Genomic DNA, 22,994 nt, shown 5'->3' with positions numbered 1-22,994 from the left:
CCTTAACGCAACATAGCAAATGAAAACATTCTACCATATGTTCCGTTTGATTTTCTATATGAATGTAATTTAATCTCATCACTACAATAAGTACATAAATTCAAACTGTTTATATTGCATGCCTTTACACCAGCTTCTTTTAAATCTTCTAATATACAAGCTTCCAAATTTAAATTTCTTCCTTCAAATAGATCCTCTTCTCTTATTGTACTTTTTTTATTAATAAAGTCCTTTTTTAAATCCTCTGAAACTTCGTAGCAACACTTTCTAATATGCGGTCCTATATATGCCCTTAAATTATCAACTTTAATATTAAATTCAGCTTTCATTTTCATTATTGTTTTTAATGTTATTGATTCAAAAGTTCCTCTCCAACCGCTATGTATAGCCGCTATTACTCCATCCACTTCATCTACTAATATAATCGGAACACAATCAGCCGTAAATACGCCAATAATAATATTTTTTTGATTTGTTATTATTGCATCTCCCTCTTCATTCTTAATATAAGAAGCATTATTTTCATATTTTAATATTTTATCACTATGGATTTGTTTTAGATATATAACATCATCTGCAGCAAATTCTTTTTTTAAAGAATTAATTTCACTTACCCCATCTTCCGTATTTCTATTAAAACTTCTCTCTTTCTCTGCATTAGTAAATGCTACTATTGATTTATCATTATCTAATATTGCAAAATCTTCTTTTATATATAATTCTTTTAATTCTAATGTATTCACTATATTCCTCCGCATTTTTATATTACTTATAACATAATCATAACCTTAAAACAATAACTTACACCTTTTATCTAAAATATACTGTAATTTTATATATTAATTCTTACTTAATTTTAACATTATAAATGCTATTTATCATCTTTATTTACCAAAGTTTAACCTATATATAACATTCCTTCAATGAAGCTAATAATCTAAACTATCCACTTGAATGCAAAAAAGGATATTGAAATTTTTCAACACCCTTAAATTCAAATAGTTTATTTTATAAGATTCTTTATCTCATCTAGGAAAGTATTAATATCCTTAAATTGCCTATAAACTGATGCAAATCTTACATATGATATTTCATCTATTTCTTTCAATCTAGCCATAACCATTTCACCTATATCATTTGTTGGAACTTCTGTAAGCATACTATTAGAAACAGTTTTTTCAATATCAGCTGCTATATCTTCAATTTGTTTCCTAGATACAGGTCGTTTTTGGCATGCAATGATTAGTCCATTAATTATTTTTTCTTTATTAAAATTTTCTCTAGTAAAATCTTTTTTTATCACTAAAATCGGTAAATCTTCTATTTTTTCATATGTTGTATAACGTTTAGTACATTGCAAGCACTCACGCCTTCTTCTAATAGATGTATTATCTTCTGCTGCTCTTGAATCAACAACTTTACTTTCTTCAAAACCACAATATGGACATTTCATACTTTTCAGTCACCTCTTAGCTTTCCTATATCAACTCCTTCTCTTATTATACATATATTTTAAAAATCTGACTATACATTACTTGCATTTACTTTATCATTTATTTTTACCAATATTACATCAGTTCCTATTTTCACAATTTCATTCCAATAGATTTCTTTTTCATCGTCCTTCGCAAACCACGATTTCATTTCTCCTGGTAAAATTAGTGCAATAATCTTGTTTGCATCACAATCTATTTTAAAATCTTTTATAAAACCAATTTTTGCTCCAGTCATTATATCTATTACTTCCATATTTCTCATAGCATTAAGTGAATGTAATTCATTTTCCATAATTCTCCCCCATAATTAAATTATTTATATATGCTTTCTCATATGCTTTAATGCTGTCTTTTCTAATCTAGAAACTTGTGCTTGCGAAATTCCAATTTCATCAGCTACCTCCATTTGAGTCCTTCCATTGAAAAACCTTAAATTTAATATTAATTTTTCTCTATCAGTGAGCTTCTTCATCGCTTCCTTTATAGATATATTCTCAAGCCAATGTTCATCTGTATTTTGTGAATCACTTATTTGATCCATTACATATATTGCATCTCCTCCATCATGATATATTGGTTCAAACAATGATACTGGATCTTGTATCGCATCTAGTGCAAATACAACTTCTTCTCTTGGTAATTCAAGTTCTTTTGCAATTTGAGAAATTGTAGGTTCCTTATTATTCTCCTTAATATACTTCTCTCTCATAATTAGTGCTTTATATGCAATATCTCTTAAAGATCTGCTCACTCTAATAGAATTATTATCTCTTAAATATCTTCTAATTTCTCCAATTATCATTGGAACAGCATAAGTTGAAAACTTAACATTTTGAGATAAATCAAAATTATCTATTGACTTCATTAATCCAATACAACCCACTTGAAATAAATCATCAATATTTTCTCCTCTATTATTAAATCTTTGAATAACACTAAGTACTAATCTCAAATTTCCCTTTATAAAAGTTTCTCTTGCAGTTTTATCTCCTGCTTTCATTTGCATAAAGAGTTGCTTTTTTTCTTTTTCCTTAAGTACAGGGAGTTTTGAAGTATTAACGCCACATATTTCTACTTTGTTAATTATCACAAGTATTCACCCCTTCGAAAGTAATAATCCATTGCATTAAACATTATCTCCGATAGGGAATACTTTTATACTTGAAGACAAGCTAAATCATTCTACTTATTTCTTTTTTCAATCTTTTAATTATTTTTTTCTCTAGTCTAGAAATATACGATTGAGAAATGCCAAGCATATCTGCAACTTCTTTCTGTGTTTTTTCCCTTGATCCATTTAAGCCAAATCTCAACCTTACAATTTCTTTTTCTCTATCATTTAAACTTTTTAATGCTAAAATCAGTAATTGCTTATCAACTTCATCTTCTATTAAATTATAAACAGTATCGTTTTCAGTTCCTAATATATCTGATAATAAAAGTTCATTTCCATCCCAATCGATATTTAGGGGTTCATAAAATGAAATTTCTGCTTTTATTTTGCTATTTCTCCTCAAGTACATTAATATTTCATTTTCTATACATCTTGAAGCATATGTTGCCAATTTAATCTTCTTCTCAGGATTAAAAGTATTAACTGCTTTTATCAAGCCAATAGTTCCAACTGAAATTAAATCTTCCACATATACACCTGTATTTTCAAATTTTCTGGCTATATATACCACTAATCTTAAATTTCGCTCAATTAAAATGCTCCTAATATTTTCATCATCATCATTTAATTTATTTAACAAATCCTCTTCTTCATCTTTTGATAATGGTGGTGGCAGAGCATCATTGCCCCCAACATAATATAATTTTTTTCTAATCCATTTAAATTTACTTATTAGTTTGTTAAAAAATAAAATTAGTTTTTCCATTTATATCCCCCTCTATACTACTCCCCTTGATAACAATGCATTAAATTCGTTTTCCTTACTTAATTTTTCTGTACAAGGGCATATTATCGCATCAATTTTTTTATCTAGAAATCTATTACTATTTAATTTAACATTATTAATTCTTACTCCCTTTAGTTCTCCTCCATCTCCAATAGAATCATAAAGAATACGATATGTATTATTGCAATCAAATTTTATATCTTCTATCAGATTTTTTTCAATCAATATACACGGGAGATTTGTAATTGGTTCTCGTAATTCATTTCCTGTGTCTAGAAAGCTTTTAAAATTGTATTTCTTATCTTGTATTTCAAATTCAAGCTGAAAAATATAATTATTCACAAACAATTTATTTCTGATATATTCAATTAACCTGCCATAAATTACATATACAATCATTATTCCCAACATGATATATTTAATCGAATATTTTTCTATTCTAAAGCTATTTCCTAGAATATATATATTTTGTTGTAACGATAATAGAAAACATAGTCCACTTAAAGTAAATGTTACGAGCAAAAAAACAAATAAGACTTTCATATTATTAATAATATTATTTCTTCCATATGCAATTCTCACCATAATATATGCTACTGCTAATTTGCAGGGTAAATTTGTCATTACAGTTAATTGTGGAATAATCAAAACTATTGTATATATTCCACCTATAATACTAGAACATATTAAGGCTCCAATTTTGCATTTGTGTTTTATCATCTTCATAGTTAAAGTTAATAAAAAAAAATTTACTATACTATTTTCTAAAATTAAAACATCTGCATAAATTTTCATTTTACTCCTCCTGTATGAAATTTATTATATACTTATTAATTTCAAAAATTTGTCATAATGACATTAATTATTTTTGTTTTTTTACCTATCCTTTTTACATATATTTACATTATATATTTTTAAAAATACAATGTAGCATTTTTATCTAAATTAGGAATTTAACCACACAAAAAAGACAAAACCTAAATAATTAGATTTTGTCTTTTATTCAATTATATAATTTAATTGATCTTTTTTAGTGCCTTTTTTGTCTTCTTAAAAAAACTGGTATATCTAAATCATCATTTTCAAAACTATTAGAATTCACTTCTGTTTCTTTTGTATCCACTGCAACTTCTGGTTCTGCCTTCACTGTTTCTTGAACCGGCTGTTTCTTTGGTTCTTCAACTAATGAATTAGCAATTGCATTATTTTCGCTTTCAAATCCAGTTGCAATAACAGTAATCCTAATTTCTTCAGTAAGAGTTTCATCAATTACTGCTCCAACAATTATGTTAGCATCAGGATCAACAGCTTCACGAACAACATCTGCAGCATCGTATACTTCTAAAGCACCAAGATCTGCACCACCTGTAAAGTTTATGATAACATCTGTTGCTCCATCTATTGATGTTTCTAACAATGGAGAAGATATAGCTTGCTTAACAGCATCCTGTGTTCTTGTATCACCTTTACCAAAACCAACACCCATATGTGCTAATCCTTTATTAAGCATAACTGCCTTTATATCAGCAAAGTCCGCATTAATTACACCAGTTATAGTAATCAAATCTGAAATAGCCTGAACACCTTGTCTCAACACTTCATCAGCTAATTTAAATGAATCTAATAATGTTGTTTTCTTATCTGCCATGTTAAGTAGTCTTTCATTAGGAATAATAACTAATGTATCAACCTTTTCTTTTAATGTTGCAATACCCATCTCAGCATGTCTCATTCTTCTTTTACCTTCAAAAGGGAAAGGCTTTGTAACTACACCTACAGTTAAAATATCCATAGACTTTGCTATTTCTGCAACTATAGGAGCTGCACCAGTACCTGTTCCGCCACCCATACCAGCTGTAATAAACACCATATTAGCGCCTTTTACAGATGCTGTAATCTCTTCTCTGCTTTCCTCTGCTGCCTTTTTACCAATTTCCGGATTAGCTCCAGCACCTAAACCTTTAGTTAACTTTTCTCCAATTTGAATTTTTTGATTTGCATTAGAAAGCATCAAAGCTTGCTTATCTGTATTTATTGCGATAAACTCAACATTTTTCAATCCTTCTACTATCATTCTGTTAACGGCATTACTTCCACCGCCACCACAACCAATTACCTTTATGTTGGTTAATTCTTGTATATCTGTCTCAAAATCTAACAAAACAATTCCTCCCCTTAAAAAATCTTATTAAAAAAATCCTTTAATTTTTTAATAATATGATTTTCACCTTCATTATTGTGCAAATTATGATTTTCATCAATTCTTTTAATTTCGTTATTTTTATTAGCTTGAACTATACCCTTGTTCCCTAATAAATTTAATCTATCATATACCTCTTTAGCTATAGCCATGGAAGTAATATTTTCAGAATTTTTTATTCCTAATTCACTCTTAGTAATAACTCTAGTTTGTATCTCAAAAGTTTTACGAACGATTTCATTTATATCTTCATAATAATTGACTCCGTCCCCATATAGAATTATACTATAAATCCTATCATAATGACCAGTATTTTTTAATTTTATATTAACATAACTTAATATTTCTTCAATTCTAGCACTAACCACCTCATAAAACAACTTTTTTGATACCTTAGTTGTCCCTACTTCAATTTCGTCAGAAATAGAAGTATCTTTATATAAAGTATTATAATTACTTGAATAAATCTTTTTCATGTTGTCAGCTTCCAAAAATGAAAATTGCCCACAAATAGCCAAATCATTAGTTATATTATTTCCACCTAGTGGAATGGCGTTTATATTTTTAGGAATTCCATTATTAAATAGCGCTATATCAGTAATTCCTGCTCCTATATCAACTAAAGCAACATTCCCCATGGAATTTTTTTCATTCAAGAAAATTTGTTTTCCGACTAATACATTTAATTTTATAAATTCAATATCATATTTAGTATCTTTAAATAATTCATAATACTTTTGAATTTCATTCGTCTGCCCTATTACTAATGTAAGACTTATTTCTAACTTTCGGCCTTTCCAATTAATTATGTCTTTATGTATTACCTTTCCATCTAATATATAGAAATTAATTAATACATCAACTACACACTCTTCTTCACTTATAGTTATACTTTTTTGGCCATTCTTCAATGCTTTTCTAATATCATTACTTGTAACCTTTTCTTCTGGCAAATTTATAGCTGTAGTAATTTCAGTAATACGAATATTATTCGAAGAAATTCCAATAGATATCCCTTTAATATCTTTTTTAGTTTTCTCCTCCAATTCAGTCAACAAATTTATAACATTTTCCCTGCATTTAATAACATCAACTAATAAGCCTTTTTCTATACCATTTGATTTACATGATTTAACTGCTAAAATCTCAATATCTTCTTTTCCAGTTTCCGCAATGGAAGCTGATAATTTTTTACTTCCAAAATCTATTACTGTAATTGTCCCATGCTGCATAATTAATTCTTTCCCTTCCTAACTGAAAAAATCTATTACTTGCTTTATATTCAACATATTTCGTTAAATTCCTCTTTTATTTCAGAAGTTTACAAAAAAATAAAATGCTACTTTTTAAAATAGCATTCTTATTCCAAGTATGTCAATATCTATCTTAAGAAAATCTAACTCATTTTCCTTCATATATCCTTAATTTCTCAAAAATAGTTCTCTTTTTAATTTCTTTAAGGCTTTTTTTTCTATTCTAGATACATATGATCTGGAAATCCCTAAATTTATAGCAATTTCTCTCTGTGTCTTGCATTTTCCATCTACTAGACCATATCTCATTATCAAAATAGCACTTTCCCTTTTTGTTAATGATTCTATCAACTTCTTATATAAAGCCCTTACTTGTAAATTACTTTCAACTTTTTCTAAAACGCAATCTTTTTCACTGCTTAATATATCCATAAGACAAAATTCATTTCCTTCTTTATCAACTCCAATTGGATCTTGTAAATAAATTTCACTTTTTTGCTTCTTGTTATTTCTTAATAACATTAATATTTCATTTTCAATGCATCTTGATGCATAAGTTGCAAGTCTAGTCCCCTTACTAGAATCAAAAGAATCAATGGCTTTTATTAATCCGACAGTTCCAATAGAAATCAATTCATCAACATCCTTATTTGGGAATGAATATTTTTTAACAATATGAGCCACTAATCTTAAGTTCCTTTCGATCAATATGCTTTTTGCAGTCTTATCTCCTTCTTTAAACTTTTTTAAGTACAATTGCTCTTCTGCCTCATCCAATGGCAATGGGAATGTATTACTGTTTGTTACATATCCAGTTAAAAACAAGGAATTGCATATTAAGTCTATAAAGTTATTTAATACAAACACCTTTTTCCTCCATAGCAGTGCTTGATATTATAATATGTTTAAATAATAAAAAAGTTGCCCATCAATCTTCATTTATTTTTATATTCACTCTAACTTAAGATTGAACATTTCTCAGTTAATTTCCAGAAAGTTTTTTTACTATATCCTTGAAAATCGGTGCAGCTGTATCTCCTCCACCTAATTCCTCATTATTAGTATTATTATTCTTTGATTCTATGCTTGGAGTAAACACAATCATCGTATAATTCTTTCCTCCAACTTTAAAATAACCTGCAAACCATCCATGCGTCTGGCCTCCATTTCCTGTAGAGGATCCAGTTTTCCCACCTATATCTAAATCACTAATATAAGCTTTTATTCCCGTTCCCTTTATTACAACCTGCTTCATAGCATTTTTAACTAGTTTTGCCGTAGTCTCACTATATACTTTTTTCTTAGAAGTTTGAAATTCTTTTACTTCATTATCATCCTTGTCTAAAATTCCTTCAACTATATATGGTTTCTCATATACCCCATTATTAATAATTGTATTTATAGCTCCTAACATCTGAACTGGTGTCACATTCATACATTGACCTATGGATATATTGTTCATTCCTGCATCTATATTAGGTTCTACACCTGTTGCTTCAACTCTATTGCTAGTATTAAAATCTAGAACTTTATCATATAATCCCTGCTCCTTTGAATATTCCATTAATTTTTCATAACCAACCTTAGCTCCTAATTCTGCAAAAATATCATTACACGATTTTTCAAAGGCTTGCTCTACAGATAATTTTCCATGAACTTCCTTACATATCTTCCCACTACATACAAAAGTATCATTCACATTTACTAATCCCATATCCAGAGCCGCTGCGAGAGTAATACTTTTATAAATTGATCCTGGCTCATAGCCAATCTGTTGAATTCCTAAATTTATATTAGCTTCACTCTCATCTTTTTGTACTATAGCTCTAATTTTACCTGTATCTGCTTCCATTATCGTTACTCCTATATTATTAAGATATGAGTATTCATCTTTATCTAAAATCTCTCGAATTTTATCCTCAATTTCTTTATCAATTGTTAATTTTATGTTTCTATTATTATCATTAATTTTTACAGATTTTTCTGCATAAACAGCTCTATTATCTAAATAGAATTCATTTTTAGGTTTATCATTATCTTTTAAATAATTGTATAACTGCCCCTCTAATGAATTTGATTCCTGTTTATCATCTAATATTTTTGATAACATATTACTAATACTCCATGCTTTTTTTGTATCAACTTCATCGGAAATATAAGTATAAATTCCTTTTATATTTTTAAGATTATTTATTTTATTATAAGTCTCCTCTGAAATATTAAAATACACTTTTCCACTTTGCTTCATTATTTCTGAATAATTAAAATCAGGAGTTTCAGACTTCATTATGAAATTTAAAGCCATTAAGTCTTCTAGTGTTTCTTCATAATTATTTAAACTGAAAGGCCTAGTATCAATCACAAGCACATATTTTTTATTATATTTCATCAAATCTTTTCCATTAGTATCAACAATCATATAATTCATATTACTTATATTTTCTTCTTGATGATTTTGATATGAAGAAACAACTTTATCAGATGGATATATTTGAAGCATAGATAAACGCATTGTTAAAATTAATATTACTACAATAAACATAATCAAAATTTGTGCTAGCCTTTTATTCATATGAAATTTTTCAGTAAAAATATAAAACACCTCCTTTAGCTAAATTCTAGCCTTAAAGAAGGTGTTTTATTCATTATTTGTCTTTGACTATTAAGTCTTTTACCTTTAGTGGCACATCTACTTTTACTTTGTAAATCATTTTTGCTCTATTAGCAGATTCAATTGGAGTTCCATTTTCTTCTGTCATATCATGGAGTACAACCTCAAAATTTTCTCCTTCTGGTCTTAGTATTTCTACAGTATCACCATTTAAAACTTTATTTTTCTGCTCTATAGTAGCTATTTGTGTTTCTTCATCATATGCTCTTACAATACCAATTATATCTGCGTTTCTTATATAAGCCGAATCTTCGTATACCTGCTCACCATTTTGGCCATAGTAAAAACCTGTATGGTATTGTCTATGACTTACCTTATTTAAATTTTCCATCCATTTTGGATCAAATTTATAATCACCAGGATCTTTCATATATGCATCTACAGCTTGCCTATATGATTTCACTACTGCAGCAACATAATACATACTCTTCATTCTTCCTTCAATTTTAAGAGAATATACTCCAGCATTTATAACATCATCTATATGTTCTATCATACATAAATCTTTTGAATTCATTATATATGTTCCTTTTTCATCCTCAACAACCGGATAATATTCACCAGGTCTCTTTTCTTCAACTAAATGATACTTAAATCTGCATGCTTGTGCACAAGCACCTCTATTAGCGTCTCTTCCAACCATATAATTAGATATCAAACATCGTCCTGAATAACTTATACACATTGATCCATGAACAAATGCTTCAATTTCACATTCTTCAGGTAAATTATCTCTCATTTGCTTGATTTCGGTCAAACTAAGCTCTCTAGCCATTACTATTCTCTTAACACCTTGGTCATACCAAAACTTTGCAGCTCTCCAGTTAACATTATTTGCCTGCGTGCTCAAATGTATTTCTAAGTTTGGTGCAACCTCTCTAGCAGTAGCTATTATAGCTGGATCTGATGCTATTATTGCATCAACACCTGTTTCATATAATTCTTTTATATAATTTTCAGCACCATTTAAATCTTCATTATGCGGAAAAACATTCATTGTTACATAGACTTTTCTATTTCTCTCATGAGCGTATTCTACGCCTTCTTTTAATTGTTCATTTGTGAAATTATCAGCAAATGCTCTTAAATTCAACTTACTTCCTCCAAGATATACTGCGTCTGCTCCAAAATCTATTGCTATCTTAAGCTTATCTAAATTACCTGCTGGTGCCAAAATTTCTGGTCTTATCATTTTTAATTACCTCCTCTTAGTAACTGCAATTCCATCTCCCATAGGTATGACAGATGTTATTAAATCTTTATCTTGAGTAACTAATTCCAAATAAGTTCTCATTCTTTTTACTATTGTTATTTTTCTTCTTTTCACCAAATCTTGTGATGCAACCATCCCTCTAAATAGGACATTATCAGCCACGATTATTCCATCTTCCTTAAGCAGCCTTAAACAATGTGGTAAGAAATGATTATAATGTCCTTTGCCTGCATCCATAAAGATCAAATCAAAAGGTTCAGTCAGTTTTTCTAAAACCTCAAGACAATCCCCTTCTTCAATCTTTATCTTTTCACTCAAATTAAATTTATTTAAATTAACGTTTGCTAATTCTATCATTCTTTCATCTCTCTCGATTGTTACAATTTCAGGTTCAGTTCCTGCTGCTTGATACATCAAGATTGACGAAAAACCTATAGCTGTGCCTAATTCTAGTATTCTCTTTGGCTTTTTCATACTAGTCATGAATTCAAGAAATACACCTGTCTCTTTTTGAACTATAGGTACTCCATTTTCCCTTGCAAAATTCTCTATTTCATTTAATATTCCATCCCTATCTGAAATTAGCCCTCTAATATATTCTTCCATATAGTCATATGTAATTTCACTCATAACTTCCTCCAAATTTCAATCATACTTCTAACTTCAACTCACAATCTACAATTGAAAACTGTGCACTGTAAACTGAATTAATATCCTAATTCCTTTTTCTTCTTTAAAAAATCATTATAATTATTAGTAAAATAGTGAGTTTTATCAGTCTGCAAAACATAATATAAATATTCCGTCTTTGCTGGCATTAATGCAGCTTTAATACAATCAATACCTGGATTAGATATAGGTCCAACTGGTAATCCTTTATATCTATATACATTATAAGGTGAATCAATTTCCAGATGCTTGTTTAATACTTTGTCAACATGGTATCCTAAAGCATAAATTACAGCCGCATCTATTTGCAGTTTCATATCTTTATCCAGTCTATTATATATTACAGAAGAAATTAAAGTTCTATCTCCTGGTACCCTAGCTTCCTTTTCTATGATTGATGCTATGTTAATAATTTTTTCAACCTCTTCATCTTTTAAGTCAGTTTTAGTTTCTTCCTTTACCTGTTGTAATACCTCACTAAATCTATTCAGCATAGTCTTAATCAAAGAATTCCCATCACTGTCTTTTTTAACTAAGTATGTATCAGGATACAAATATCCTTCTAAATTATATCTTTTTTTATTATCAGCTTTTACAAATTCAGGCAAATCATAATTTTTAACTGCTTTTAAGAAATCTTCTTTAGAACAAATTCCTTTTTCGTCAACAGTATCTGCAATTTCATCTATTGAATATCCTTCAGGTATTGTTAATTTAACCAAATCCTTGTCACCATTCTCATTTTCCAAAGAATTGATGAAGCTTTCTAATGTAGCATTAGTATTTATTTCATAGATTCCTTCATGCAATTTAAAATTTCTTTTATCCATAGCCAACTTTATTTTCACAAAAAATTTACTAGATAATTTATTTTCTTTATCTAGTTTATTTAATATATCATTAAAACCTTCCCCTTGTTTTACCTCTATCGTAATTGTATCTTCATTAGATTTTAATGGCTTATCTATAGCTTTATTATAAGAAACAGTAAAAAATAATACCATTACAAATAGAAAAAAGATACCTATGAGTACGAATTTTCTAAATGATTTATGCTTATTCATAACTTCTCCTAGATATAATTAAAAGTAAATAGTCTCAAAAGACCATTTACTTTAATTATATTTATTTTATTTAATATTTAAAGTACTTTTAGTAAATTACTTCTTACTTCTACTAATCGTTCTTCTTCTTTCAGCACTATCTAAAATTCTTTTTCTCATTCTGATAGACTTTGGTGTAACTTCTACTAATTCATCAGCATTTATGAATTCTAAACATTGTTCAAGAGACATTTCAAGTGGCGGAGTCAATTTTAATGCATCATCAGCACCTGATGATCTTGTATTGGTAAGTTTCTTCATTTTACATACATTGATTTCAAGATCTTCTGCTCTTGCAGAAACTCCAACAACCATACCACCATACACTGGAACACCAGCTCCTATAAATAACTGACCTCTTTCTTGAGCACTAAATAATCCATATGCTATTGAATCTCCAGTTTCGAAAGATACTATTGATCCTCTGCTTCTACCTGGGATTTCACCTTTATATTTTTCGTATGAATGGAATACGTGATTCATGATTCCATTACCCTTTGTATCAGTCATTAATTCACTTCTAAATCCAATAAGACCTCTAGCTGGAACTGTGAATTCTAATCTTGTATATCCATTAACTGCTGATGTCATATTAACCATTTCAGCTTTTCTAGGTCCAAGCTTTTCCATAACTGGCCCCATAAATTCTTCTGGAACATCTATTGTTAAGTATTCAATTGGTTCTTCCTTATGTCCATTGTGTTCTCTAAAGATAACATTAGCTTTTGAAACTTGGAATTCATAACCTTCTCTTCTCATTGTTTCAATAAGAACAGAAAGATGAAGTTCTCCTCTTCCTGAAACTTCAAAACAATCTGGAGTAAGTTCATTTACTCTTAAACTTACATTAGTTTCAAGTTCTTTCATTAATCTATCTCTTAAATGTCTTGATGTTACAAATTCACCTTCTTGACCTGCAAATGGTGAATCATTAACCATAAAGTTCATGTTTAATGTTGGTTCATCTATTTCTAAGAATGGAAGTGCTTCTGGTGCTGAAGAGTCTGCTATAGTATCACCTATATTTGCATCAAGAACACCACTTACTGCAACTATATCTCCCATTGAAGCTTCTTCTGCTTCTTCTCTTTTCAATCCCTTGTATGTAAATATACTAGTTATTTTGAAATTAGAGTTTGAACCATCACTTTTTAATAAAGATACTGTTTGATTTCTTTTTACTGTACCTCTATGTATTTTACCAATTGCAATTTTACCAACAAATGCATTTGTATCTAATGTACTTACAAGCATTTGAAGTGGTTCATCTACATATCCTTCTGGTGGTGCAACATATTTCACTATTGTTTCAAATATAGGATTCATATCATTATTATCATCATCTACACTATATTTTGCAAAACCTTCTCTAGCTGATGCATAAATAATTTGGAAATCTAATTGTTCATCATTAGCTCCAAGTTCTACAAATAAGTCAAATACTTCATCTATAACATCTGTTGGTCTAGCATTAGGTTTATCTATCTTGTTAATTATAACGATTGGTTTTAATCCCAATTCTAATGATTTCTTTAAAACGAATTTAGTTTGTGGCATTGGACCTTCATAAGAGTCAACAACAAGTAAAACTGAGTCGACCATCTTAAGTACACGCTCAACTTCTCCACCGAAATCAGCATGCCCTGGAGTATCTACTATATTTATTTTTATATCATTATAAATTACAGCAGTATTTTTTGAAAGAATTGTAATTCCTCTTTCCTTTTCTAAGTCATTAGAATCCATTACTCTTTCTTCTACTTTTTCATTTGCTCTAAATGTATGACTTTGTTTTAATAGAGCATCAACTAATGTTGTCTTACCATGGTCAACGTGGGCAATAATTGCTATATTTCTAATATCTTCTCTTTTTGTTAATTCCATATTTATTCCTCCAAACAGTTTGTAAACTGTGATTTTATATTTTTTATGTAAACCTATAACTTTTTTCTTCAAAAAGAAAATTGGATACTTAAAGCACCCAATTTCCTACGCAACTATTTTAAATTTTACTCTTTTCGAGAATAAAAGTCAAGGCTCTTACAAATTAATTATAATTTCTATCTTCAAAAATCATTAATAATTATAATTATTATAATTAAATTAATTAATTACGAAAATTAGATATATTAAAATTCCATAATTATTGGTAATATCATTGGCTTTCTCTTAGTTTTTTCATAAAGGAATTCTCTAAGTTCATCTCTCATTTTAGACTTTAATGTTGCCCAATCAGTAATCTGCTTTTCTTCACAATTCTTTAGAACAGATTTAACTAATTCTCTGGCATCATCCATAAGCCCTTCAGATTCTCTTACATATACAAATCCTCTTGAAATTATGTCTGGCCCTGATACAACTCTGCCGGTTTGCTTTTCTATAGTTACTACTATTGTTAATATACCATCTTGTGAAAGGTGTTTTCTATCTCTTAGAACAATATTTCCAACATCTCCAACACCAAGCCCATCAACAAATACTTGGCCTGACACAACTGTTCCAATTTTTTTGATGCCATTTCTAGCAACTTCAATTATATCTCCATTTTCCGGTATTAACAAATTGTTTTCCGGAAGACCAATTTCCATTGCTACCTCTCCATGTTTCTTTAAATGTCTATATTCACCATGGACTGGTATAAAAAACTTTGGTTTTACTAACGCTTGCATTAACTTCAATTCTTCTTGACAAGCATGACCTGATACATGTATTTTTTCCTCAGAACCATATATTACTTGTGCACCCTTTTTAAATAATTGATTTATAACCTTAGAAACAAGCTTCTCATTTCCAGGAATTGGTGTAGCTGAAATAATAACCGTATCTCCTGGAACAATATTTACTTTTCTATGTTCCGAAGCTGCCATTCTAGCAAGAGCAGACAGTGGTTCCCCCTGACTTCCAGTTGTTATAACAACAACCCTCTCATTAGGGTACTTTGATATCTGATCTATAGGAATTAATATCTCTTTCTCAAGTTTCAGATATCCTAATTCAACTGCTACTTGCACAATATTTTCCATACTTCTTCCAGATACTGCAACTTTTTTATCATAAGCTTCTGCTGCTGTAATAATCTGTTGAATCCTATGAATATTAGACGCAAAGGTAGCAACAATTAATCTGCCTTTAGCTTTACCAAATAGCTTTAAAAAGGTTTCCCCTACAACTTTTTCTGTCATTGTATATCCTGGTCTTTCAACATTTGTTGAATCCGCCATCATTACTAGAACACCTTTTCTACCTAATTCAGCAAGTCTTCCAAAATCCATCCTTTCCCCATCAATTGGGGTATAATCAATTTTAAAATCTCCTGTATGAAGTACAACACCAAGTGGTGTATGAATTGCAATTGCAACCGAATCTGCAATCGAGTGATTAGTTTTTATAAATTCTACCGAAACACTGTCAAGCTTAATTATATCTTTTGGTTTTACTTTTATTAATTCTGTTGAAGATAGTAAGCCATGCTCTTTAAGTTTAGTCTCAACTATTCCAAGCGTAAGCTTAGTTCCATATACAGGAACATTCAATTGTCTCAACACATATGGTAATGCTCCTATATGATCTTCATGTCCATGAGTTAAAAATATTCCCTTGATTTTTTCAACGTTTTTAATTAGATATGAAACATCTGGTATTACAATATCTATACCAAACATATCATCATCTGGGAATTTTAATCCACAGTCTATTACAATAATATCTTCTTTATATTCAATAGCTGTTATGTTTTTCCCAATCTCGTTTATACCACCAAGAGGAATTATTTTTATCTTCGCTCTTTCATTTTTCATACTTCCCCTCCTTTTTTAAATTTTATTTATAAACAAAGGTCTTTATAAAAGCCTTTTATTCATCAATTAACTATTCTGACATTCATCACAGATACCATAAAACTTAACACTATGGTCCAAAATCTTAAATTTGTATTGCTTTTCAATTGCCGCTTCAAGGTCCTCTAATAAATCATCCTGAACTTCTAAAACCTTATGACAATTATTACAAACAAGATGGTGATGTCTATGCGTTTCATTTGAATGCATTATTTCATATCTATTGCATCCATCATTTAATTCTAATCTAGAGATAACACCTAATTCTTCTAACAAAAGAATAGTTCTGTATACTGTTGCCAAGCCAATTTCCGGGCAACTCTTTTTCACTTTATCATATATTTCTTCTGCTGTTAAATGCTGCCCTTCATTTTCAATTATTGTATCAACAATTGACCTTCTTTGTGGCGTTAATTTATAACCCTTTTTCTTTAGATTTTCCTTCAAGGCATCCATATCAATTAAATTAGATACTTCCATACTAACACCTCACTTTTGTATTATTCTTCTATTAATCCATCTTCATCCATAAGAGTATTATATGTTTCTAATACCATTTCAAATTCTTCATCATCATCTTCTAATGCTATAAAGATCTCGCTTCCATCTCCATCTTTAAAGATTTTAAAAGCATAGGCTTCATCAGTTTCATCATCTGCTGGCGTAGCAACGATATACTGACCTTTAAGTTTTTCTATTTCAAAGTATATCACAACCTCAAATTTAACATCATTTCCATCTTGATCAGGTATATATACATATTTTGCATCTTTATCCATAAATCCATTCCTTTCTTTTAATAATATTATTTTTTATATAAATTAGTATATACGTTTCAATTATCAATTATCAATGTTCAATTAATAGCAAAAGATTAAATAAGAAAGTTCATATAACTAAATATGTAATCAGTAAATACGCTTTTCTCTTAAAATTTCTTAAATTCAAATGAACAACTTTAATCATAACCTATATATTTTATTTTCTTGAAATCATATCCAAATATCCTTGAAGTATAAATGTTGATGCAACTTTATCAACTATTTTTTTTCTCTTATTTCTTGATAAGTCTGCTTCAAGCATAGCCCTATGTGCTGCAACCGTTGTTAAACGTTCATCCCAAAATTTCACTTCAAGCTTAAGTTCTTCTTCAAGCAATTTGCCAAAAGCCATTATAATTTCACCTGATGGTCCTATTGTTCCGTTCATATTTTTAGGTAATCCTATTAATATAACTTTAGCATCATATTGATCACAGAAGTTCTTTATTTCTTGAATATCCTTTTCTTTATTCGTTCTTCTTATTGTTGTCAACCCTTGTGCTGTAAACCCTAAAGGATCACTTACAGCCACTCCTATAGTTTTTTGACCAACATCCAATCCTAGTATTCTCAAATTTTAACCCCTCTCGCAGTATATGAAAAAATTAAAAGCGCCCGTTATAAACGGGCACTCTCTACTTTATCTCTAAATAAGACTTTATAACTTCTTCTAGTATGTCATCTCTTTCGAGTTTTCTTACTAAAGCTCTTGCTCCGTTGTAATTAGTGATGTAAGTAGGGTCTCCTGAAAGCAAATATCCAACTAATTGGTTTATAGGATTATATCCTTTTTCTTTTAACGAATTATAAACCTCTGTTAATATTGTTTTTGTAAGAGCTTCTTTATTCTTACTTAAATCAAATTGCATTGTATGTTCAATATTATTACTCATAAAAATGTTGCTTTATGCAACTCCCCCCCTTAATCATTTAATAAGGAAACGATGTCCATATATATCTATTATTAACTTTATATTTTTATTTATTCAATAATCTATATCTAGATTATAACCTATAATTTATAAAAAGTATACTATTTTACTAAAGTTCCAACTATTTTATATGCTTCTTTTATTGCATCTTGGATTTTTTCTGGTAACTTTCCACCTGCTTGAGCCATGTCTGGTCTTCCACCACCACCGCCTCCAAGTATAGCCGATACCTCTTTAATTAACTTCCCACAATGAGCACCTTTTGCAACTGCATCTTTAGCTGCCATCGCACATATTGTAACTTTTCCTGCATTAGCACTCATAAGTAAAACAATACTTCTTTCAACTTTATCTCTTACTTTTTCACATACATCTCTTAAAGCATCGCCATCAACATCTTTTAATTCATATGCAACAACATTAACATCATTAACATTTTTTGCACTTGCAATAATATCATCTATTCCCATTGTTGCGAATTTAGATTTTAAAACTGCAATTTCTTTGTCTTTTTCTTTTAATTCTTTAGCTTGTTGATCAAGTTTGCTTAATAATTCTTTTTCTGAACACTTAAGCTTACTTGAAGCTTCTTTTAACAAATCTTTCTTTTCATTAACTAATTTGTATGCTTCTTTTCCAACCACTGCTTCTATTCTTCTAGTACCTGCAGCAATACCGCTTTCAGATATAATTTTAAACAAACCTATTTTACCAGTATTATCTATATGTGTTCCACCACATAATTCTTTAGAATATTCTCCAGCCATTACAACTCTAACCTTATCAGAATATTTATCATCAAATATACCTATAGCTCCGCTGTTTTTAGCCTCTTGAAGATCCATTACTTTAGTAACAACTGTAGTTACACTTGTTATTGCTTCATTAACTAAATCCTCAACTTTAGTGATTTCTTCTTCAGTCATTGCTTCAAAATGTGAAAAGTCAAATCTTAATCTATCATGACTAACATATGATCCTGCTTGATGAACGTGAGATCCTAAAACTGTAACTAATGCCTTATCTAAAAGGTGAGTTGCAGTATGATTTCTTTTTATATTTTCACGTCTTTCTTTATCTACTTCAATTGTAACTTTATCTCCAGATTTAAGTTCTCCAGATAAAACTTCTACAAAATGAACTATTTTACCACCGATATTCTTTTTAGTATCAACAACTTGTGCCTTAAAACCATCATTAAATATAAAACCTGTATCACCTATTTGTCCACCCATTTCGGCATATAATGGAGTGACATCAGTAACAACAATAGCTTTATTTCCTTCAGTAATGCTTTCTACAAAATCTTCACCTTCAATTAAGCATTTAACTTCTGCATTTAAAGCATCATTATCATATCCATCAAATATTGTTTCTATATCAGCAGGGATAGCATCTAAAGTCTTAACATCTGTTCCCATATAATTAGAAACTTTTCTTGCACTTCTAGCTCTTTCCCTTTGAATTTTCATTTCTTCATTAAATGCATCTTCATCTAATGATAAACCTTCGTCTTCTAATATTTCCTTCGTAAGTTCCATAGGGAATCCAAAAGTATCGTATAATTTAAATCCATCAGCGCCTTTTAAAATTGTTTCTTTATTTTCTTTTAATTCACCAATAAATCCATTTAATATTTCCATACCAGAATCTAAAGTTTCTCTAAATTTATCTTCTTCAATTTTTATAACTTTTTTAATATATTCTTTCTTAGCTTCAAGTTCTGGATATGCTTCTTTTGAATCTCTTATAACAACATCACATAAGTTACAAAGATACGCATCATTAATCCCTAAAGTTTTTCCATGTCTAGCAGCTCTTCTAAGAAGTCTTCTAAGCACATATCCTCTGCCTTCATTTGATGGCATTACATCATCAGAAATCATGAAAGTTATTGATCTTATATGATCTGTTATTATTCTCAATGAAATATCAGACTTGCTGTCGTCACCATACTTAACATTAGCAAGTTTAGAAACTTCACTCAATATATTTTCTAATGTATCAATTTCAAATACACTGTTTTTACTTTGCATTACAACTGAAAGTCTTTCAAGTCCCATACCAGTATCTATATTAGTACTTGCAAGTCTTTCATAGTTTCCTTTTCCATCTCCATCAAATTGAGTAAATACAAGATTCCATACTTCAATTATTTTATCTGCATCTGACAAAGCACTAAATTCTTCTGAATTAGTAGGTACTTCATCTGTTCTGCTAAAATGAATTTCTGTACAAGGGCCACAAGGTCCTGCACCATGTTCCCAGAAATTATCTTCTTTTCCCAATCTAAATATATGACTCTTATCTACATCTGTAAGTGTAGTCCAAAATTCATATGCTTCATCATCATCTAAATATATTGTTACATATAATTTTTCTTTTGGCATTTCTAAAACTTCAGTTAAGAATTCCCACGCCCATGGGATTATTTCTTTTTTAAAATAATCTCCAAAGGAAAAGTTTCCTAGCATTTCAAAGAAAGTACAATGTCTGCTTGTTATTCCAACATTCTCAATATCACCTGTTCTAACACATTTTTGACAAGTTGTTATTCTTTTCTTTGGTGGTTCTTGAAGTCCTGTAAAATATGGTTTTAATGGAGCCATACCAGCATTTATTAATAATAAACTCTTATCATTTTTAGGAACTAAAGAAAAACTTTCTAATTTCAAATGTTCTTTACTCTCAAAAAATTCTAGATATGCTTTTCTTAAATCATTTGTTTTTGTAAATTTCATAAATTATTCCTCCATATATCATTATGTATTTTAAATAACTGTGGTATATACTTTGCACTTTAAATTGGTAATAGTAAACTTCTTACACATATTCCAAGGTATAGTTTTCCTTAATAATTGCTTCATCAATTGTTATGTCTAATAAAACATAAAAAAGCCCTCTCCCTAAATATAATCCTAGGGACGAAAGGCAAAATTTCCGCGGTACCACCCTAATTATGTGTAAACAAAACACATCACTTAGTTAATTATAGCTCCTAGGCAGCTTCAAAATAATATAGTAAAAAGTTTTCACCAACCACTTTTTCTCTAAATATCTATAATAAATTTACTTATCCTAATCATCACTTATTATTTAATTATTTCATGAAAATTATATTTCATATAAATAATTATGTCAATAATCAATTCTCAATGATTGTTGATCAATAGTCAATTATTAAAGAGCAATAAATGTTGATTTTATTTGGAAATCCTTAGGGTTTTAGCAATTATTCTTGTAACAAATATACCTAATAAATACAAAAAACGAAATGTATTTAAATATTTCAGTGGTTCTTCTACATTGTAGTAATATTGAATCGCTGTATTTAAAACAAATAATAATTTATATCATCATATAAAGCCTTAATTATTACAGCAATTGGAACTACTAATACCATTCCAATAAATCCTCCAAATTTTTCACCTATTAATAATAGCACTATTATTACAAGTGGATGCATTTCTGTACTATCACCTGTAATCTTAGGTGATAAAATATCACCTTCTAATTGTTGAATAACAAACATCCCAATAATAACCCAAAGTGCCTTAATTGGAGAATCCAAGAGTGCAACTATAACTGCTGGTACAGCTCCAAATATTGGACCAAAATACGGTATTATATTTAAAATTGCATTCAAAATCGAAATCCACAAAGGAAATTTTACTTTTAATACTACTAATAATATAAAAGTTAATACTCCTATTAATCCTGACAAGAATAATTGACTTGTGATATATCTAGTCAACACCTTATCTATATTATATAAAAATTTTTTAACTAATCCCCTCTTTTCAGTTGGAAGAAATAGCAAAATCTTGTTATATATTTTGTTTCCATCACAAAGAAAATAATAAATAACAATTGGTATTATTGCAAAGGAAATAATATTGTCACTAAATCCAATTAAATTATCTACAGAATTTTCTGTAAAGGTAACCCAAAGTTCATTTCCTCTTTCTAAAAACTCATTATATACCACATTGCTTACAGTTGAATTATTCAAATTAAATTTTCTAAAGACCTCATCCATAAAATTACTTATATTATCAAATATATTGCTTACATTTGTTATTTCCTTAAACAATGCTGGAACTATCACTATTATGCATGAGGCAACAATTCCTAATATTAATAATATAACCAAAATAGATGCTGCTCTTTTACTTACTTTAAACTTTATTATAAATGTATCTCTAATTGGGCTTAATGTATAAGATAATATAAATGATATAATCATAACATTTACTATTGTATTGAATGATTTACTTAAAAAGTAAGCTAAAATAAATATTATACCGCATGATAAAACCAAACCAAATAAAATTATCTTCTTATGCTTTCTTAACTCCATTGCACTTCTCCATATTATGTGGCATTGTTTTAAACAATACCCCTTCATTTCCTGTGTATAATATATATTTTTCTCCAAGAATACATTTATTCAAAAGAATTATTTGTTTTCCCTTTATCATCTTATCTATAAATCCTGAACTTATGACAATGGCTTTTATACTGTAATCTTCAATATCTATAATCATATCTTCTAAAACGCCTTTAACATCTCCTAAAACATCAATTACCTCTAAATATTTTATTTCTTTAAAAGCTAATCCGCTTCCTTGTCTGATAGAATCTATTATTATATCCTCACCAATATCAACAACATCTTGTATGTCTATATAATTACTTTTTGAAAAAAAATGGCTATTTGATACTTTAAAGCCTAAAACTCTTCCCAAGTGGAAATCTATAAATAAATCCTCAATGATTCCTATTTTTTTTCCGTTAATATTGTAAATCTTCTTAAAAAAGAAATCCCTAGTTTTAAACAAATTGCATACCTCCAAATAGCTATATAAAATTCACATTATTTATATAGTCTCCAAAGAA

General features: G+C 29.0%; 22 protein-coding genes and 1 other annotated feature. All 22 genes read right to left on the bottom strand.

Going from position 1 to position 22,994, the window contains the following annotated elements; translation table 11 throughout:
- Positions 1 to 2 precede the first annotated feature (2 nt).
- A complete protein-coding gene (gene pgeF / locus CSPA_RS06190) occupies positions 3 to 743 on the bottom strand; it encodes a peptidoglycan editing factor PgeF (RefSeq protein ID WP_015391360.1) in 741 nt (246 codons plus the stop codon).
- A gap of 260 nt (positions 744 to 1,003) precedes the next feature.
- On the bottom strand, positions 1,004 to 1,453 hold the full coding sequence (gene nrdR / locus CSPA_RS06185) for a transcriptional regulator NrdR (protein ID WP_015391359.1): 450 nt from the start codon (positions 1,451 to 1,453) through the stop codon (positions 1,004 to 1,006).
- 71 nt (positions 1,454 to 1,524) lie between these two features.
- Positions 1,525 to 1,788 carry a YlmC/YmxH family sporulation protein gene (locus CSPA_RS06180; protein WP_015391358.1) on the bottom strand — a complete coding sequence of 88 codons (264 nt, stop codon included), beginning with the start codon at positions 1,786 to 1,788 and terminating at the stop codon, positions 1,525 to 1,527.
- A 24-nt stretch (positions 1,789 to 1,812) separates the two neighbouring features.
- Entirely contained in the window at positions 1,813 to 2,586 is a 774-nt protein-coding gene (sigG, locus tag CSPA_RS06175) for an RNA polymerase sporulation sigma factor SigG (RefSeq protein ID WP_015391357.1), read from the bottom strand.
- A gap of 82 nt (positions 2,587 to 2,668) precedes the next feature.
- Positions 2,669 to 3,376: an RNA polymerase sporulation sigma factor SigE gene (gene sigE, locus CSPA_RS06170; protein WP_015391356.1), complete on the bottom strand. Its 708-nt coding sequence runs from the start codon at positions 3,374 to 3,376 to the stop codon at positions 2,669 to 2,671.
- 12 nt (positions 3,377 to 3,388) lie between these two features.
- Positions 3,389 to 4,192: a sigma-E processing peptidase SpoIIGA gene (locus CSPA_RS06165; protein ID WP_015391355.1), complete on the bottom strand. Its 804-nt coding sequence runs from the start codon at positions 4,190 to 4,192 to the stop codon at positions 3,389 to 3,391.
- Positions 4,193 to 4,427: 235 nt separating this feature from the next.
- The gene (gene ftsZ, locus CSPA_RS06160; protein WP_015391354.1) at positions 4,428 to 5,558 is read right to left on the bottom strand and encodes a cell division protein FtsZ; all 1,131 of its coding nucleotides are present in this window, start codon (positions 5,556 to 5,558) and stop codon (positions 4,428 to 4,430) included.
- A 14-nt stretch (positions 5,559 to 5,572) separates the two neighbouring features.
- Positions 5,573 to 6,829, bottom strand: coding sequence for a cell division FtsA domain-containing protein (locus CSPA_RS06155; protein ID WP_015391353.1), 1,257 nt, complete (start codon positions 6,827 to 6,829; stop codon positions 5,573 to 5,575).
- Between the two features lie 189 nt (positions 6,830 to 7,018).
- Positions 7,019 to 7,717, bottom strand: coding sequence for an RNA polymerase sporulation sigma factor SigK (gene sigK / locus CSPA_RS06150; RefSeq protein WP_015391352.1), 699 nt, complete (start codon positions 7,715 to 7,717; stop codon positions 7,019 to 7,021).
- A gap of 115 nt (positions 7,718 to 7,832) precedes the next feature.
- Complete coding sequence (locus tag CSPA_RS06145; protein WP_015391351.1) at positions 7,833 to 9,422, bottom strand: penicillin-binding transpeptidase domain-containing protein; 1,590 nt, start codon at positions 9,420 to 9,422, stop codon at positions 7,833 to 7,835.
- A 73-nt stretch (positions 9,423 to 9,495) separates the two neighbouring features.
- Positions 9,496 to 10,713, bottom strand: a complete 1,218-nt coding sequence (locus tag CSPA_RS06140; RefSeq protein ID WP_015391350.1) for a peptidase U32 family protein — start codon at positions 10,711 to 10,713, stop codon at positions 9,496 to 9,498.
- Positions 10,714 to 10,719: 6 nt separating this feature from the next.
- Complete coding sequence (locus CSPA_RS06135) at positions 10,720 to 11,364, bottom strand: O-methyltransferase (RefSeq protein WP_015391349.1); 645 nt, start codon at positions 11,362 to 11,364, stop codon at positions 10,720 to 10,722.
- A 77-nt stretch (positions 11,365 to 11,441) separates the two neighbouring features.
- On the bottom strand, positions 11,442 to 12,467 hold the full coding sequence (gene mltG, locus CSPA_RS06130) for an endolytic transglycosylase MltG (RefSeq protein ID WP_015391348.1): 1,026 nt from the start codon (positions 12,465 to 12,467) through the stop codon (positions 11,442 to 11,444).
- Between the two features lie 96 nt (positions 12,468 to 12,563).
- Positions 12,564 to 14,390 (bottom strand): translational GTPase TypA, encoded by a 1,827-nt coding sequence (typA, locus tag CSPA_RS06125; RefSeq protein ID WP_015391347.1) that lies wholly within the window; start codon positions 14,388 to 14,390, stop codon positions 12,564 to 12,566.
- Positions 14,391 to 14,635: 245 nt separating this feature from the next.
- The gene (locus CSPA_RS06120; RefSeq protein ID WP_015391346.1) at positions 14,636 to 16,303 is read right to left on the bottom strand and encodes a ribonuclease J; all 1,668 of its coding nucleotides are present in this window, start codon (positions 16,301 to 16,303) and stop codon (positions 14,636 to 14,638) included.
- Between the two features lie 66 nt (positions 16,304 to 16,369).
- Complete coding sequence (locus tag CSPA_RS06115) at positions 16,370 to 16,822, bottom strand: Fur family transcriptional regulator (protein ID WP_015391345.1); 453 nt, start codon at positions 16,820 to 16,822, stop codon at positions 16,370 to 16,372.
- Positions 16,823 to 16,842: 20 nt separating this feature from the next.
- Positions 16,843 to 17,121: a DUF1292 domain-containing protein gene (locus CSPA_RS06110; RefSeq protein WP_015391344.1), complete on the bottom strand. Its 279-nt coding sequence runs from the start codon at positions 17,119 to 17,121 to the stop codon at positions 16,843 to 16,845.
- Positions 17,122 to 17,320: 199 nt separating this feature from the next.
- A complete protein-coding gene (ruvX, locus tag CSPA_RS06105; protein ID WP_015391343.1) occupies positions 17,321 to 17,737 on the bottom strand; it encodes a Holliday junction resolvase RuvX in 417 nt (138 codons plus the stop codon).
- Positions 17,738 to 17,798: 61 nt separating this feature from the next.
- Positions 17,799 to 18,056, bottom strand: coding sequence for an IreB family regulatory phosphoprotein (locus CSPA_RS06100; protein WP_015391342.1), 258 nt, complete (start codon positions 18,054 to 18,056; stop codon positions 17,799 to 17,801).
- 140 nt (positions 18,057 to 18,196) lie between these two features.
- Entirely contained in the window at positions 18,197 to 20,836 is a 2,640-nt protein-coding gene (gene alaS / locus CSPA_RS06095; RefSeq protein ID WP_015391341.1) for an alanine--tRNA ligase, read from the bottom strand.
- Positions 20,837 to 21,012: 176 nt separating this feature from the next.
- Positions 21,013 to 21,190 (bottom strand) — a binding site (T-box leader).
- Positions 21,191 to 21,426: 236 nt separating this feature from the next.
- Complete coding sequence (locus tag CSPA_RS06090) at positions 21,427 to 22,455, bottom strand: AI-2E family transporter (protein ID WP_015391340.1); 1,029 nt, start codon at positions 22,453 to 22,455, stop codon at positions 21,427 to 21,429.
- A complete protein-coding gene (locus CSPA_RS06085; RefSeq protein WP_015391339.1) occupies positions 22,436 to 22,936 on the bottom strand; it encodes a PRC-barrel domain-containing protein in 501 nt (166 codons plus the stop codon). The genes CSPA_RS06090 and CSPA_RS06085 overlap by 20 nt, the downstream gene beginning before the upstream one ends.
- Positions 22,937 to 22,994: the final 58 nt, after the last annotated feature.

Source organism: Clostridium saccharoperbutylacetonicum N1-4(HMT) (assembly GCF_000340885.1).
In the GTDB taxonomy this organism is placed as follows: Bacteria; Bacillota; Clostridia; order Clostridiales; family Clostridiaceae; genus Clostridium; species Clostridium saccharoperbutylacetonicum.
Note: the sequence above shows the minus strand (reverse complement) of the source record. Positions and strands in the feature narration are given on the sequence as shown.